This is a genomic window from Paraburkholderia tuberum STM678, from assembly GCF_902833905.1.
In the GTDB taxonomy this organism is placed as follows: domain Bacteria; phylum Pseudomonadota; class Gammaproteobacteria; order Burkholderiales; family Burkholderiaceae; genus Paraburkholderia; species Paraburkholderia tuberum.
Genome location: NZ_CADFGP010000012.1, coordinates 147,115 through 161,422, shown reverse-complemented (window position 1 = coordinate 161,422; position 14,308 = coordinate 147,115). Strand labels below are relative to the sequence as shown.

The window sequence follows — 14,308 nt, the reverse complement described above, 5'->3', positions numbered from 1 at the left end:
GACTCTGTTCCCGCGTCTGCTGCGCCCAGGGTGACGGGGGCGAAAGGAGGGCTCACGGCTTGATTGAGCTTCCGAGCTCGGCCACATTGTCGTGACTCGGCGTTGGCTTCGCGCGTATGCTATCGGCACCATGCCGAACTGGGCACTAACGAAATCCGGCAATTGATTGTCAAGCTGATCCGAAAGGGCGCGATCCTGGACGTTAACCACAGATGCGCACGCGGTTCGGCTTACACCCGCTGCCTCATCCAGCATGCAATGCTCATGCGGTCGCGCGTGGCGGGCAGCACCTCGTGTTCAAACTCCGCCGAGAGAAACAAGAGCAGCGTTCCGGCGCGCGGAAAGACGTCGTGATAAGACTGATCGGCAAGGTATAGCCGCAGTGCGCCGCCCTCGGCGTCCTGCCACGCCTCGTTGAGGTAGAACACAGCGGAAATCACGCGGCTGTCGCTGTTCCGCAGGCAGTCGAGGTGGCGTGCGTATCCGGCACCTGGCGGATATACCGCGTAGTGTGATTCGCTATCGACCAGACCGAGAAACAGGTCGCGGTTGAGCGCGTTCCGTAGCGCGTCGATGCGATCGGCGAACGCCTGCTGCCGCGTGCTCAGCGCGTCGGGTTGGAACCAGTGCGTGCTATCGCCGCGCAAAAGTGTGGCAGCGCGATTGGCCCCCACACGGGCTGGTGTCAGCAGCTGCGCGTCGTGCATGGCCATGCATTCGGTCGATAAGGCCTGCGTCTCGCTCTGTGACAAAAAGTTCGACACGACACACCAGCCGTCGACGGCGAGCGCGCGTGTCGCGATGTCGAATTCGCTGGATCGGGAATTCGACGCGACATCGATTGCCTCGTCCGGCGCGGCGTCGCCGATCAGGCAATCAACCAGCAATTCGATTTCCGCTTCAATCAGGGGGTGTTCCAGAAATGCATCCGTTTTATTTGTTCTTCCGCTGGCGGCTCGATCGAGTACTCGCTCGGGTCTGCTACCAGCTGGTCAAAACCATCAAGCGTTGTCGGGGGCGCGTCGAACGCGGGCATTGACACACGCCGGACCCAGGAGGAAGAGCCGGGTCGAGGTGGTCGATCTGTTGGGACAACCGCGCAGTCTACACGAGTGGGACGAAGGCTGAACGAGCGACCACGAAAGACCCTGGATTACGAAACACCGGCTGAACGATTCGATCGAACTATTGCATCGACCGGTTGAATCCGCCAGGTTGACGCTAGCGGCCAAACTTCTTTAGCCAGCTCACTGGAAGCCCGTGCTTTCTGGGAATCTCCGCGTTTCGTTTCGAGGTTTGCCGCGGTCCGGTTCGACCGCGTCTGACATTCATACCTTTCAGGCGGCTGGTTGCGGCTTCAACCAACGTCATTCGCACCTGCACGCGGGTCGCTTCGTCGAAGATAGAACTCGCGATCTCGTCGATCGCCAGTGCAATGAGCGCATCGCGCTTTTCCGGCTGTAGTTGCAGCCAGGGGCCCCACGGATCGATTAGAATCGGTCTTCCGCCAAGAACTAGCGAACCACCTGCGTCATCGGCCACACCCCCGAGAAGGCGCCCTACAAGTACCGGCAACGGAAAATGCCACCATGGCCAGCTCGTCGTGGGTGACAGCATGAAAGCCGTCAAAATGCCGTTCTGCTTCCCCATCCCGATGATCTGTCCGCTAGCGTTGATATCGAACACAACCTCCAGATGCCATCCGGGATCCGAAATCAGCTTGTCCAGAAGCGTCGTCGTCCCGTTTTGATAGAGAAAAGCTCCAAAATGAAAGCCGTTGTTTAACGACGGATCGTCAAACACGCAACTGCCGACCACATCACCACTGTTGTTGATTGCCGTTGCAGTACCCTCGGTTGCTCCAGCGGGCAGCGGGATAGGCTGAAAGACCGGCGTCGCCTGCCGTGTGTCGCACGTTCCCGGAACGACCTTGTATGTGGGCGGCGTGCCGGCTGCTCCGCAGGCTACCCCGGCGTCGTTAATGCCGTACGCGCTTTCCATCGCATCCAGCATCTTTGTGGCGCCGCTCGCGACGCTATGTACTCCCGGCTTCCCGGAATCACTAAAGCCAACTGCTTCTCCCTGGTTGTTTATCACGGCAAGATTAAGCGCCGGAACAGTGGCAACGAGACGGTTTGCGGGCACGCTGAACAGGAAACCCTCTCCGTTAGTGCCGCCGCCGCAAACGAGCCCCTGATCGTTGACATCGGCCGCCCATGAGATCGGCCCGACCAGGTTCGAGAGGTCAGTCACATTCCCGGCGTCGACGATGATGGCGGACTCGGTTGCGTAGTTGTCCGTTGTCATGCTGCCCACAGCGATAAGGCCGTCGTTGATACCCCAGAGGGTCGTGTGATTCGGAGGCGCAAGGGTAGAGGTAAGCCAGCCGTTTAGCCATTGCGCGCCAACCGGCCGCGATTGCCCCTCGTCGTTCACAAATGTGGTTCCGGCTGCCTGACCATCATTACCCAATGAGTATGCTTCCGCGCTCACGGGGGCGTCAGGATCAGGTCCCAATATTGGCAACAAGGAATACATAGCGTCCTCCATCGCCCGAGAACCGGGCATCATTCGCTTGTTTCAGGAAGGCACGGTGAAGTGCCGCAATGAAATGCATACTGAGACCGAATGTCCTCGGTGATGTCGCGACCGACGTTAGGCATCCGTGCGAGGCCGTTTCGGAGAAACAGCCCGACGAGGCGCAATCAACGGTTCTGCTCAAAAACGACGGGTGGGGTAACCGACTCATTTACATGGAGGCGGAATATATCCGGACGTGCGTAGTGCCCTACGACATCGAAGTCGTATTTTCCCCTCGCGAGGTCAGCGAGATCCAGTTCGTGAACAAGCAGGGCGTCTTCATCGAACACGGGCCCGGCAAGCACCTCTCCTAGTGGTCCCACTATGCAACTGCCGCCACGCATGAGAACGGTATCCGGATTGTTGCCCTGGACGGCAGCATAGTTGTCCGGCGCATCGCGGCGCCGTAAATGCTGACACGCAGAGAGCACAAAACAGCGGCCTTCCATCGCAATGTGCTGCATTGAAGCAACCCAGGTGGGCCGACTGTCCGCTGTCGGCGCGCAATAAATCTGTATTCGCTTCGCGTACATGGCCATGCGCAAAAGCGGCATTTCGACGCCGCGACTACGTCCCGTTCGAGCTTGGCCAGCGTTCGTTCGACATCGAACATGGCCGATCCCGTTTGCATGACCGCTGCACGCAGAACTTGCTCCATTCTGACCTCCGGTTCAAAGGCGTTAGTTCACTTTATTAAAGGGCGAGAATTGGTGCGCGCATAGATTTTTTGGCCATCGTTCAGATCTCACATCGTTGAACGCCCGTCAGCCCGTCACTACGCCCTTTTCAGCGGATGACAAAGGCAGGTGGATTGATTCGTCGAGTCGGGCAACTGCGCCGGAGGACCCAGACACGTCGGAATGTGGGCAGAGAAAAGTCGTGATCGTGATGTGGCGGCAATTTCAGTTTAGACGCGGCGGTACTCCCTGCTATATGCCATTCGCCATATGCACAGACGCTCGCAGAAGCCTTTCGACGCTGGATTTGCCTGTGTAGTGGGGCACGCTTGTCTCATCCGCGCCCTTGAATACGGAAAAACAGACGGTGCCGTTCACGCCCGCTTCGCGCGACCTTCATTTGAACTGGCGCTCCCGTCCATGTTCAGCCGGTCGCCCGCTCACTCGGCCAGACATTCAAAAGTCGCTTTCATGCTGAAAGCTGCCGCTCGCTTTGCTCCGTGACCCGGAAGAGGCTTGCCGTTGAACCTCCGACCATGGGTTGTGTGCGCTTCCGTCGACAACAGTTAGTCCAGGCGGCTTGGCGAGTATTCGCATCGCTGCTGCAGCGAGCGTCTTCGATGACCTGCATGAGTGCCTCGCAGGAGAACGGCTTGTGCAGATAGACATCGAAGAGCCGGGCAATGTCTCGCTGACTGACAGCGTCTCCCGTCATTGAAACGAGGAAAGCCGCGGAGCGAATCGGCGTTTCCCTCAGCGACCGTGCGACAGACTCATTGTCGTCAGGCTTCGATCGGGTTCTAAGCCTCGAGGACATCGTACAAACACGGAATACGGAGGCGGACCGCATGTGTCGCGATCTAACCCACAGCGCCAGACGGAGAGTTGGATCCGGCCCACCGGTCGCAGCGCGCATGTCTGTCTACCAATTCGCACTGGTCGCCATTAAAAATCCAATATTTTCAATTAGTTGCGTGATCGCTTACCGCGGTGCCACCGTTTGGCACGCACTTTGCCTTGATCCTCATCGAGGAGTATCTACACCCTCAAAATAAGCTCTGACATTCCTGACTGACTAATTTACCCTTGGAGAATCGAAATGAACGCGCTGGTAATCAAAGACCTCCCCGTAGCCGTTGAGATGGATCGTACTGCAATGGCCGCCGTCAGCGGCGGCAGGTTGCCGCAGCAAATCGTGAACATCATCCAGGCCGTTGCCGACTATGCAAATGACGCTCCTACCCAGCACAGTTTTACTGGCAGTGGGACTTCTGTGACGTACTAACAGAAACACGGTGATTTCGTAGATCAAGGCCCCTCCAACGAGAGGCCTCTTTAAATTCGCGTCCGGTGACTTTATCTGCGCTGCCCCGATACCGACCGTTCCGCTTCAATTCGACGGGTTGTTGTGAGCGTGAGCATTCTTTCTGAGGGCATTACGACCGTTTTCTTGTTCACGATCGATGAGGTACTAGGCTTCCGGTTCCTCACCAGGCGTGCTCAACTTTTCTCCTCGCAAAACAACGGACTCCCACGCGGACCGCGGACGCGAAACACCATGACGACGCAGGTCCCAGCACCTTGTTGGCTTAAGCCGCCGTCGGTGTGGCGACCGGCCAGCGGCGGCTAAGTCGAATAGTTGTTCCCGAAAATGCCACTTGAACGTACGGAACGGTCAGTTTTCTGCGAGTGAGAGCGAGCACCGCGATTGGCCGTTGAGGGTCGGTCTGAGGCATTCACATAGGTGGGCCGAGTGTTTGACTCGGCCCTGCCACCACCGGTCATTCGACACTGACGCCTGAATCGCTGATAATCGGTAACTGCCTGCCGTTATATCCCTGAGTCTTGGTCGCAATCATGCTCAAACTCGCCTATCTGTTTCTCTCGATCACGCTCGCCACCCCGCTCTCGGCCCTAGCGTACGGTAGTGATAATCCAGACTACGATCAATGCATTCTGCATTCGTTGGGAAACAGTCAGAGCAGCTTTGCGGCTCGCCAGATCAGCAACTCGTGCGACGCGATTTACAGAAATGGCGCAATGCTTTTGCCGCGCGAAAGAGCGTATCACCTGTGTGTCCTGCAAAATGTGCAGACCGTGAAAGGAGCATTTGCGGTCAACGAGATACTGCATGCATGCCGACGTCAAAATCAGATGTAGGACGGACGCCATTGACGATTGCAGCCCTAGGATTCGCAAGATTTAATTTCGATTGCGTTCATTGACTTCGCCCCGTGGAGACGTGGCGAGACACTGGCACGAACGGCTGCTTCCGGAAAATGCCAAGGCCCGCTTCGGGTCTGACTGCTGCCCGACCCGAGGCATCAATGGCGGAGCACGCCGTCAGCTCATCGTCGGACCGGGTGCGGCCATGAAGGGACCGTCGACGAGTATAGCTAAATCGTCGGCAATCTACGGCGCTGCGCCGTCGACGACCGGAAAAGTCGAAGGATCTAGCCATACGACGACCACGAGGCTTCGATGCGAAAAGTAGTCTTTCGTGAATATCTTGCCGTTCGCAGGGAGACCCCACGATCTTGCTATAGCGGAGTAGCTCGCGCTGGAACTCTTCAACTGATACTGGTACATGCGGAGATCGTCGAAGCGATCGCTGCCTTCCACATACAGGTCGGCAGAATTGAGTTCGCGTATGATCCGATGGAATACGCATAGCTCGAAGAACCGCCGATCCTGGGTGCGCCGACCGCGCTAGATAGAGCCGCGCGGGCCACCCTCCGCCACAAACCACGGATTCGCGAAATCTACGTCGCTGCTCTGCCCGCGCTTGCCGTAAGTCAACACCGTGCCGTCCATCGACATGACGCGACCGCCCGCGGCCGACAGCACCGCGTGCCCCGCGGCGGTGTCCCACTCCATTGTCCAGCCGAGCCGCGGGTAGATATCCGCCGCGCCGCTCGCGATGGCGCAAAATTTCAGCGACGAGCCGACCGACATACATTTTGCGTCGGGGTAGCGCTGGATAAATTCGTCGGTATCGGCCGACGCGTGCGATCTGCTTGCGACGATGGTCGGCGGCTCGCAACGGGCGCGCACCGCGATTCGCTGCCGGTTGCGTATTCCGCGATCAGCACCGACCTCCGACATGCACGCGTAACCGGGGCGGCCCGAGTACAGCATGCGCGTCGCCGGTGCAAGCACCACGCCGATCAGTGGCGTACCGTCCCGTATCAACGCGATGTTCACCGTGAAATCGTTGCGTCCCGCGATGAACTCCTTGGTGCCGTCGAGCGGATCGATTAGAAAAAAGGCTCGCCCCAGCACGTTCGGCATCACGCCCGCCGATACCGCCTCTTCGGCCACGCACCGCACGCCGCGATACGCCGCGCGCAATCCGTCCACGATGACCGCCTCGGCGGCGTGATCGGCTTCGGTTACCGGCGACCGGTCCGCTTTGGCCCATACCGGGCACCGGTTGTCAAAATACTCGAGAATCTTTTCGCCCGCCGCGATGGCGAGCTGCTCGAAACGGTCTAGCGTGCTGGCATCCACCGACAACGCGTCTTCCTGTTCAATCATTCAAAAACCCCCGCTCCTTCAACCATACCTCCACTCGCTCGACCGTTTTCTCCACCGAGTGCCCGACGGTATCGAGCCGGATCTCCGGTGACTCGGGCACCTCGTACGGAGAATCGAGTCCGGTGAAGTTCTTGATCTCGCCGCGCAGCGCGCGCGCATACAGGCCCTTTGGATCGCGGCGGACGCACTCCGCAATCGGTGTCTCCACAAACACTTCGATAAACTCGGTCTCGTCGAACAGTTCTCTCGCCGCGTCGCGATCCACGCGAAACGGCGAGATGAACGACACGATGACGAGCAGTCCAGCATCCACCATCAGCCGCGCGACTTCGGCCACCCGTCGGATATTCTCGACCCGGTCGCGGTCCGAGAAACCCAGGTCGCGATTCAGGCCGAAACGTACGTTGTCGCCATCGAGAACGTACGTATGTGACCCGTTGCTATGCAAGCGCCGCTCGAGCATCGAGGCGATCGTCGATTTTCCAGACGCCGACAGTCCGGTCAGCCACAACACGGCCGCCTTCTGGTTTTTCTGTTTGGCACGCGATAGTTTGTCGACATGCATTGTGTGCCAGGAGATATCGCTGCTGGCGATATCGGTCAGGTCCATGTCTTTCCCCTATTCTTTTCGACTGGCCGAAATGCGGGACGCCGCATCAAGAAATGGTATCTAGTTGTGCGTCGCTGCGATTCGCCCCCGAGACCGTCACGAACGAAGCGGGCGCACGTTGCGGCGAAGCGGGCAGCACGACCGGTGTTTCGCCAACGGCCATGGGCGCTTTCTCGACGATGAAGTCGCCCATTACCAGCACGTCCAATCCTGTCGAAAAGAAGCATCGAATCGCGTTCAGCGGCGATTCGATGATAGGCTGATCCATGATGTTGAAGCTTGTATTGAGAATAACCGGAATGCCGGACAACTTCTCGAACTCTTTGATCAGACCGTAGTAGCGCCGGCTGGACGTCGCCGACACTGTCTGTAGGCGCGCGGTGCCGTCGACGTGCGTGATGGCTGGCAACAGCGCCTGCTTGTCGGGCAGCACGTCGCACACCATCAGCATGAACGGCGATTCGCCCGAGAAGTCGAAGAACTTCGACACGTCTTCCGCCGCGACGGACGGCGCAAACGGCCGGAACAACTCGCGATGCTTGACCTCGGCGTTGATTTTGTCTTTCATGCCCGGCAGCGTTGGATCCGCGAGAATGCTGCGGCCGCCGAGCGAGCGCGGACCGAACTCCATCTCCCTGAAACCACGCGACGATCTTGCCCTTCCGCAGAATGGACGCGGTTTCAGCGCAGACGTCGGCCGATCTCCGATAAGCTACCTTCGATTGGCGAAGCACGTCTTCGATCGCCTCGTTCGAGTGCTCGGTGCCGATATACGGGTGCTCATGGTGATAGCGCTTCTCGCCCTTCAGCAGGCCGTTGTACAGGTAATACGCCGCGCCGATGCAGGTGCCGTTGTCGCCCGCGCCCGGCATCACATAGATGTTCTTGAACTGGGTTTCGCGCATCACGCGCCCGTTCGCGACGCTGTTCAGCGACACGCCACCGGCGAGCACGAGGTTGCGCGTGACGGTCTTCTTTTCGAGCACCCGGCACAACTGCAGGATGCTTTCCTCGATCACCCGCTGAAACGCCGCCGCGACATCCCGGTGATGATCCTCGAACGGTGCGCCGCGCTTGCGTGGCGCGCCGAATGCCTGGTAGAACGCGTCGTTGCAGAAGCGGCCGGTGACTTGCGGAAAGTCGAACAGCGACAGATCCAGTTCGATCTCGCCGGCCGCGCTGATCCGCACGAGCGACTTCGCCTTGTCGTAGAACCGCTCGGGATCGCCGCAAGGCGCGAGGCCCATCGTTTTGCCTTCGTCGTAGTTCGGCTTGAAGCCGCAGAACTCCGTCGCGGCGGAATAGAAGCAACCCAGAGAATGCGGAAACAGGCTCTCGCCGAATGCCTGCAGCATGCGGCCCTTCGCATGGCCGAGCCATGTGGTCGACCACTCGCCCCAGCCGTCGATCGACAGCAGCGCGGCTTCGTCGAACGGTGAGACGAAATAGCTGCCGCCGATATGTGACAAGTGATGGTCGATGAAATGCACTTTGGGACGCGCTCCGCGCCGGTCCCACGTTCTGTTGTACCAGCTCCAGAACGCTTTCTGCCGCGCTCTCAGTCGCAAGAACTCATAGAGGAGATGAAAGAGCCCGCGGCCCGGTGCAGCGACGCCGCATACAGTGCCTTCGTGACGACATGCTTGTTCGGATTGAACGAGATCGCGATGTGGTCGATGTCCGATGCTTTCAACCCGCTGCGCGCGAGACAGCTTTCGATCGCGCGCTCCGGAAACTTCTGGGAATGTTTTTCGCCCGTCAGGCGCTCGTCTTCCACGGCAACCAGCAGTTCGCCATCGGCAACGACACATGCGGACGAGTCATGAAAAATGTAGTTCAGACCAAGGATGTTCATCAGACGGACTCTTACAGGTTGTGTTGGGTCGCGAGACCGTGTTCGGGAGCGCCGGCCCCGGCCCCGATGCGGGCGACGAACGCGCCGAAGGCTTCGAAGCCGTCGACACTGCGCGGCGCGTTCACATAGCCGGAATCACGCCGGTCCTGCTCCGCCTGCATGTCCGCGAGAAGCCGTGCATAGTCGCTGCTCAGCGGCACGCCGATGGCCGCATAAATGCGTTCGACGGTATGCTGGATTTCCGTGGTGAACTGGTCGAACGTCAGGTAGGTGATCGCGTTGCTTCGCTCCAGCTCCCCGCAGAATTCAATCAGTTTCAAACACTCCTCTTTACGGAATTTCATGTTTTCTTTATCCCAATCCGCGATGAGTTGCGGGTCGACGCCGTGCTTCGCTTTTGTACAGATATCCGACATCGTCACGTACGAACTGACAAATCCTTCCGGCGGCCTGACAATAGCCACGAAATTAGCGTCATTGAATTCATCGTGCAATAATTTATACAGATCGACACTCTCATTTTCTTTCGTCAGCCAAGTACGACCGGCGCCACGATAATAAGCGGTCTTTTGAACTGTTTTTCTGAATGTGAGCAAAAGTTTGCGTTTTTCTCTCGCGCTCAGCATTTGCACTTCCATTACACGCTTCAGAACTTCAATAAATGGGAAGCGCCGGAACGTGAAATAATGGTGATACATGCGTTCTTCAAAAAATATTCCGTGCTCCTCGACACTGCCCAACCGGTGTTCGTGAATCTTCGCGGCAAGCCGGCCTAATTCGGTATTCGGCCAATAGCTGATTCCCTCGACGCATTTTCGCAAACCCAATATATCGAGGATTTTCCACAGCGTGATGAACGGAAAGCGCCATTCCAGATGTGTCAGGGAAAAGAAGGTATTCGCGTCGAGCGACAGCGTCCGCAGCAGGAACGTGGTTCCGCTGCGCGGCTGGCTCATGATGAAAACCGGTCTGGCCAACTTCTGCTGCGCAAACCGTGAAAACAGAATCTCGTCAAGATACCAGAGCACGGTGAAAAACGGTGCATAAATCAATTCCTTGCAAAGATGCCATGCCATGCTGCGCTTCTGATTCAGCGTCACCTCGCGGCTTCGAATAACCTCCCTCGCGACGACAAGAAATGACCGCCACAAAAAGAACGGACAACAGGTAACCAGAAAAAAATAACTGATCAATACCATAAACAACACCACTCACCTCCCCATACTTCAGTTTAAAAATTAGTTCCTTCTGAAGAACGATGTGCGTTATCACGAAATTGACTTTGATTATCATATATCTACAAATGGTCTCGATGCATCCGCAGATTTGCAGTCTTGAACTGCAAAATTGCAGTGCATAACAATTTATACAGACGTGCCTGCACTTAATTATCCATATTGATTTAAAACAGCGGCGCGCGACCAGTGATTTCACATTGTTTGACTATTGGCGCATATCGGTGATGCAGTTATGATCCGATCCAGACGATAGATCGCGTAAGGAAATACGGTGTATGTCAAAAGAAAACTGGGACGACCTGCGGGTCGTGCTGGCCGCTTCGCGGACCGGCAATTTCGGCGAGGCGGCGCGTCTGCTGTCAGTTAACGAAAGCACGGTGGTCAGGCGGATTGCTCAGGTCGAAGAGCGGTTGGCCGCGCGCCTGTTCGATCGCGTCAAAGGCAAACTGACGCTGACGGATGCGGGCCTCGAAATCGCCAGCCTCGCCGAGCGCATCGAGATCGAAGTGCAAAGCTCCACGCGGACGATTTCCGGCGCCGATGTTCGCGTCGCCGGCACCGTACGCGTCACGTCGGTGCCGATCCTCACCAACCGTATTCTCATTCCGGCGTTGCCGAATCTGCTCGGCCAGCATCCAGACCTCAACGTCGAACTGGTCGCTGAAGCGCGTTCGCTGAGTTTGACCAAGCGTGAGGCGGATATCGCGATTCGCCTCGCGCGGCCGCGCGACGAAGTCAGCGTGGTCGCGAGAAAACTGGGCGATCTGCCGTATGGTGTCTATCTGCGCGAGGGCGCGGCAGAAGACACGCTGCGATGGCTCACCTACGATGATCGGATGAACGATCTGCCGCAAGCGGAGTGGATGGCGAAAACCATCGGACTTGGACAAGGGTCGGCGGGCCAGGTGATGGTCAACGATGCGGAGGCGCTGCTCGCCTGTGTACAGGAAGGTCTGGGCAAAACGCTGCTGCCGGTCGCCGTCGGCGAGAGCATCGGCGGCCTTGTCCGTGCGACGCAATTTCCTTGCGACCTGACACGCGAAATCTGGCTGCTCGTGCATCCCGACCTGCGCAAGCTGAACCGGGTGCGCACGGTTATTGACTGGGCCGCGGCGACGGTGAACGCGCTCGCGTCGCGCCACGCCGCCGGGTGTTGAGGCGAGCGCTTAGCGGAACAGATAGTCTTCGCTCGAACTGCGCAGTTTGATGCCGGTCGCCCGAGCCGTTTGACCGATGATCCACTCGGCCAGTAGGCTGCTTTCGTGCGCCGATGCGCCGACCACCTGAAAGTGAAACGGGCACGTACTGCTGTCCATTTTCGCCACCCGCGTGCCGCGGCTGACGTCGAAGCGCCAGCCGGCCAAACGTTCCTTGAACGGCGCGTTCCAGTGCGGCGCGATCGCTTTTTCCACCTGCGTCGATTCCGCCGCGCCGATCATTCTGGTGGTCGCCGCCTGGATCGGCACGATGTCGCGGCACGCGAGCGGCATCGCGCGCGTCAGGTACATGTCGACGAGCAGATCGTACGCGTCGATGTCGGTCGCAAGCTTGAAAACCGTCGGCATGTTGCCGCCCATGATGCGCGGATTCGCCTCCACCAGCACCGGCCCGTGTTCGCTCAGAATGATCTCAATGTGGAAGATGCCGAAGTCCAGCCCCACGCTGCGCACGACCTCGACTGCGTAAGCGCGCAATGCATCCGCCACTTCCGACGACACGGGAGCCGGTATCGTCGTGCCCAGTTCGATCGCGGGTTCGTCAATGCAGCGCTTTCTGGCGGAGACGATCAGCGGCACCACTTCGCCGGCGGCCGCCGCGACCTCGACGGATAACAGCGGCCCGTCGATGTAATCCTCGAGCAGCGTTTGCGGTGAAATCGCGTCCAGCAAACCGGCAGGCAACGCAAGCTGCTTGCCCAGCGAGGCGAAGTACGCGCGCAGCCGGTCTTCGTCGTCGATCTTCTCAGCCAGGATACTGCCGCCGCCGCTCAACGGTTTCGCGATGACCGGATAGCCGATGTGCGCCGCGCGCACGAGTGCCAGCTCAAGAGTGTCGACGACGAAATGGCCGACAGACCTCAGGCCGCTCGCGCTGATCCGGTCGCGGCAAGCGGCCTTGTTCTGCGCCAGCGACAACGCGGCCGGGTCGGTGCCCGCGAGGCCCAATCGCTGCGCGCAACGCGCCACCGAACTCGCGCAGTACTCAAGCACCGTCACCACCGCGTCGAGCGGATGTTCACGGTTCAGCTCGGACAGCGCGGCAAACAGTTCGTCCTCGTCTCTCGACGCATCGATGCGGACGATCCGGTCGGCCAGACCGCGTGCTTCGATCGTCGACAGATCGCCGAGAAATTCGACAAACTGCTTCGACGAAACGAACGTGACTTCGTGTCCGCGGCGCTTCGCGGCAAGCAGCGCATTCAATCCGACCGGATTACTGTCGACAAACGCGATATGCATGATTACCCCACTTCTTTTTCAAGGAAGCCGGCTTGGTTCCCGAACGCCGCCCGGCGAAACCGGGCGAACAGCGGCACCAGCGCGGCGATGACTATCACGATGAGCGTGACCGGCGCGAAGCCGATTTCGCTCACCAGATAACTGCCGCCCAGCGAGACGGCCAGCATCAGGCCGAGCGCCCACGCATTCGCGTTGGCCATGATTCTGGGCATGCTTGCCGACGGCACAGAGGTGAGCACGAAGCGCATATGCACGCAGTACGCGGCCTCGAAGCCGAACGCGAACACCGCGTACATCGGCACGCCGAACGCAGGGCGCGTGATGAAGATCAGCGGAATCAGCGTGGCGAGCGCGAGGCAGTGCGACAGTGGCCCGATCGTGCGATAGCGGCCGCCCGCGACACCGATGCGCGCCGCCGCGAGCGCGCCGACCACATACGCGATATTAGTAACGGCCTGCAGCAGCGCGATACCCGATGCCGGCATGCCGAGCTGGTCGACAGCGAAGACCGAACGGGCGATGTTGTGATACCCCTGAAAGAGCGCCACCGCGGCAATGAAATAGACGAGCGCCGATTGCGCATCCGGATCGGCGCGCTCGTTCACCGCGCGCGATTTGCCGGCCTGATCGGCGGGTTGGCGTGCTTTGGCGACCGTCGCATAGCTGCAGGCCGAAATCAGGTGAAGCGCGATCGACAGTGCGATGACCTGCTGCGAACTCAGACGCGGCAGGAACAGCGCGCCGGCCAGCGCACCCACACCGCCGCCGAACAGCATCGCTGTGTTGTAGTACGACGCGGCGCGATCCAGCGTGGCGCCCGTAAAAAGCCGCTTGACCGCGACGGGGCGCGCGACCTTCGACAGGTTGTCGAACGTGCCCTTGACAACGAGAATCCCGAGCAACGGATAGAGATCGTTCAGCAGCCGCATCGCGACCAGCAACGAAAGCGCCGACCCCACTTCCGCCGCGATCAGAAGCGAGCGCCCGTCGTATCGCGAAGCGAGCGACCTAATCAGCGGCAACGCCAGCACTGCCGGCACCCACTGTGTCAGGACGATGCCGTTTGAAAAGACCGGGGAGTGGGTTTGTGTGAACACGGCGGCTGACAGTGTCATCAGCAGCAGGAAGGTTGCGACCGTTGACGCGAATATCGCCGCCCAGATTCGCACGAACGTCGCGTCGCGCACGACCCAGGTTTCCGGCAGGTTGAATGACCGTTGATTCACGGAATCCTCTGCCTTTTCGGCTAGTTAAATGATCGAGATGAACTTGATAAAGCCGCGCACGCTGAATATAAGCGGCGATGCTTAAAATTCAATTTCTTATCTAAAGTAAGCATCCAACCAGCGAAG

Annotated in this window: 12 protein-coding genes and 3 pseudogenes; 3 read left to right on the top strand and 12 right to left on the bottom strand. The window is 59.0% G+C overall.

The window, feature by feature from the left end; genetic code table 11:
* Window positions 1-230: 230 nt before the first annotated feature.
* From HWY30_RS13350 to HWY30_RS13340, 3 genes and pseudogenes are all read right to left on the bottom strand, one after another.
* Window positions 231-713 (bottom strand): 2OG-Fe(II) oxygenase, encoded by a 483-nt coding sequence (locus HWY30_RS13350; RefSeq protein ID WP_090810248.1) that lies wholly within the window; start codon window positions 711-713, stop codon window positions 231-233.
* A 508-nt stretch (window positions 714-1,221) separates the two neighbouring features.
* The gene (locus HWY30_RS13345; RefSeq protein ID WP_143037220.1) at window positions 1,222-2,538 is read right to left on the bottom strand and encodes a hypothetical protein; all 1,317 of its coding nucleotides are present in this window, start codon (window positions 2,536-2,538) and stop codon (window positions 1,222-1,224) included.
* A gap of 167 nt (window positions 2,539-2,705) precedes the next feature.
* A pseudogene (locus tag HWY30_RS13340) lies at window positions 2,706-3,134 on the bottom strand (nitrilase-related carbon-nitrogen hydrolase); the annotation flags it as partial.
* 1,222 nt (window positions 3,135-4,356) lie between these two features.
* Between HWY30_RS13340 and HWY30_RS13335 the strand changes: the two are divergent.
* Complete coding sequence (locus tag HWY30_RS13335) at window positions 4,357-4,542, top strand: hypothetical protein (protein WP_090807524.1); 186 nt, start codon at window positions 4,357-4,359, stop codon at window positions 4,540-4,542.
* A 572-nt stretch (window positions 4,543-5,114) separates the two neighbouring features.
* A complete protein-coding gene (locus tag HWY30_RS13330) occupies window positions 5,115-5,417 on the top strand; it encodes a VF_A0006 family four-cysteine protein (RefSeq protein ID WP_090810250.1) in 303 nt (100 codons plus the stop codon).
* A 336-nt stretch (window positions 5,418-5,753) separates the two neighbouring features.
* Here HWY30_RS13330 and HWY30_RS42970 read toward each other — a convergent pair.
* The 7 genes and pseudogenes from HWY30_RS42970 to HWY30_RS13310 form a co-directional block, all read right to left on the bottom strand.
* Window positions 5,754-5,951: pseudogene (locus HWY30_RS42970) on the bottom strand (hypothetical protein); the annotation flags it as partial.
* A gap of 15 nt (window positions 5,952-5,966) precedes the next feature.
* Window positions 5,967-6,794, bottom strand: coding sequence for a 3'(2'),5'-bisphosphate nucleotidase CysQ (gene cysQ / locus HWY30_RS13325; protein ID WP_090807526.1), 828 nt, complete (start codon window positions 6,792-6,794; stop codon window positions 5,967-5,969).
* Complete coding sequence (cysC, locus tag HWY30_RS13320) at window positions 6,787-7,404, bottom strand: adenylyl-sulfate kinase (RefSeq protein WP_090807528.1); 618 nt, start codon at window positions 7,402-7,404, stop codon at window positions 6,787-6,789. The genes cysQ and cysC overlap by 8 nt, the downstream gene beginning before the upstream one ends.
* Before the next feature lie 46 nt (window positions 7,405-7,450).
* Entirely contained in the window at window positions 7,451-8,035 is a 585-nt protein-coding gene (locus HWY30_RS42965; protein WP_425199377.1) for a carbamoyltransferase C-terminal domain-containing protein, read from the bottom strand.
* Window positions 8,036-8,246: 211 nt separating this feature from the next.
* Window positions 8,247-8,894 (bottom strand): annotated as a pseudogene (locus tag HWY30_RS42960) (carbamoyltransferase N-terminal domain-containing protein); the annotation flags it as partial.
* Window positions 8,895-8,962: 68 nt separating this feature from the next.
* On the bottom strand, window positions 8,963-9,259 hold the full coding sequence (locus HWY30_RS42475; protein WP_208524313.1) for a carbamoyltransferase N-terminal domain-containing protein: 297 nt from the start codon (window positions 9,257-9,259) through the stop codon (window positions 8,963-8,965).
* A gap of 11 nt (window positions 9,260-9,270) precedes the next feature.
* Window positions 9,271-10,359, bottom strand: a complete 1,089-nt coding sequence (locus tag HWY30_RS13310) for a sulfotransferase (protein ID WP_167368724.1) — start codon at window positions 10,357-10,359, stop codon at window positions 9,271-9,273.
* A 413-nt stretch (window positions 10,360-10,772) separates the two neighbouring features.
* Between HWY30_RS13310 and HWY30_RS13305 the strand changes: the two genes are divergently transcribed.
* A complete protein-coding gene (locus tag HWY30_RS13305) occupies window positions 10,773-11,654 on the top strand; it encodes a LysR family transcriptional regulator (protein WP_090807532.1) in 882 nt (293 codons plus the stop codon).
* Between the two features lie 9 nt (window positions 11,655-11,663).
* Here HWY30_RS13305 and HWY30_RS13300 read toward each other — a convergent pair whose 3' ends face one another.
* Window positions 11,664-12,956, bottom strand: coding sequence for an ATP-grasp domain-containing protein (locus HWY30_RS13300; RefSeq protein WP_090807534.1), 1,293 nt, complete (start codon window positions 12,954-12,956; stop codon window positions 11,664-11,666).
* Window positions 12,957-12,958: 2 nt separating this feature from the next.
* The gene (locus HWY30_RS13295; protein ID WP_090807536.1) at window positions 12,959-14,182 is read right to left on the bottom strand and encodes an MFS transporter; all 1,224 of its coding nucleotides are present in this window, start codon (window positions 14,180-14,182) and stop codon (window positions 12,959-12,961) included.
* Window positions 14,183-14,308 lie beyond the last annotated feature (126 nt).

Bases quoted from the DNA above. Each gene is read 5' to 3' on its own strand.
- HWY30_RS13350 (WP_090810248.1), bottom strand. From the start codon at position 713: ATGGCCATGCACGACGCGCAGCTGCTGACACCAGCCCGTGTGGGGGCC.
- HWY30_RS13345 (WP_143037220.1), bottom strand. From the start codon at position 2,538: ATGTATTCCTTGTTGCCAATATTGGGACCTGATCCTGACGCCCCCGTG.
- HWY30_RS13335 (WP_090807524.1), top strand. From the start codon at position 4,357: ATGAACGCGCTGGTAATCAAAGACCTCCCCGTAGCCGTTGAGATGGAT.
- HWY30_RS13330 (WP_090810250.1), top strand. From the start codon at position 5,115: ATGCTCAAACTCGCCTATCTGTTTCTCTCGATCACGCTCGCCACCCCG.
- cysQ (WP_090807526.1), bottom strand. From the start codon at position 6,794: ATGATTGAACAGGAAGACGCGTTGTCGGTGGATGCCAGCACGCTAGAC.
- cysC (WP_090807528.1), bottom strand. From the start codon at position 7,404: ATGGACCTGACCGATATCGCCAGCAGCGATATCTCCTGGCACACAATG.
- HWY30_RS42965 (WP_425199377.1), bottom strand. From the start codon at position 8,035: ATGGAGTTCGGTCCGCGCTCGCTCGGCGGCCGCAGCATTCTCGCGGAT.
- HWY30_RS42475 (WP_208524313.1), bottom strand. From the start codon at position 9,259: ATGAACATCCTTGGTCTGAACTACATTTTTCATGACTCGTCCGCATGT.
- HWY30_RS13305 (WP_090807532.1), top strand. From the start codon at position 10,773: ATGTCAAAAGAAAACTGGGACGACCTGCGGGTCGTGCTGGCCGCTTCG.
- HWY30_RS13300 (WP_090807534.1), bottom strand. From the start codon at position 12,956: ATGCATATCGCGTTTGTCGACAGTAATCCGGTCGGATTGAATGCGCTG.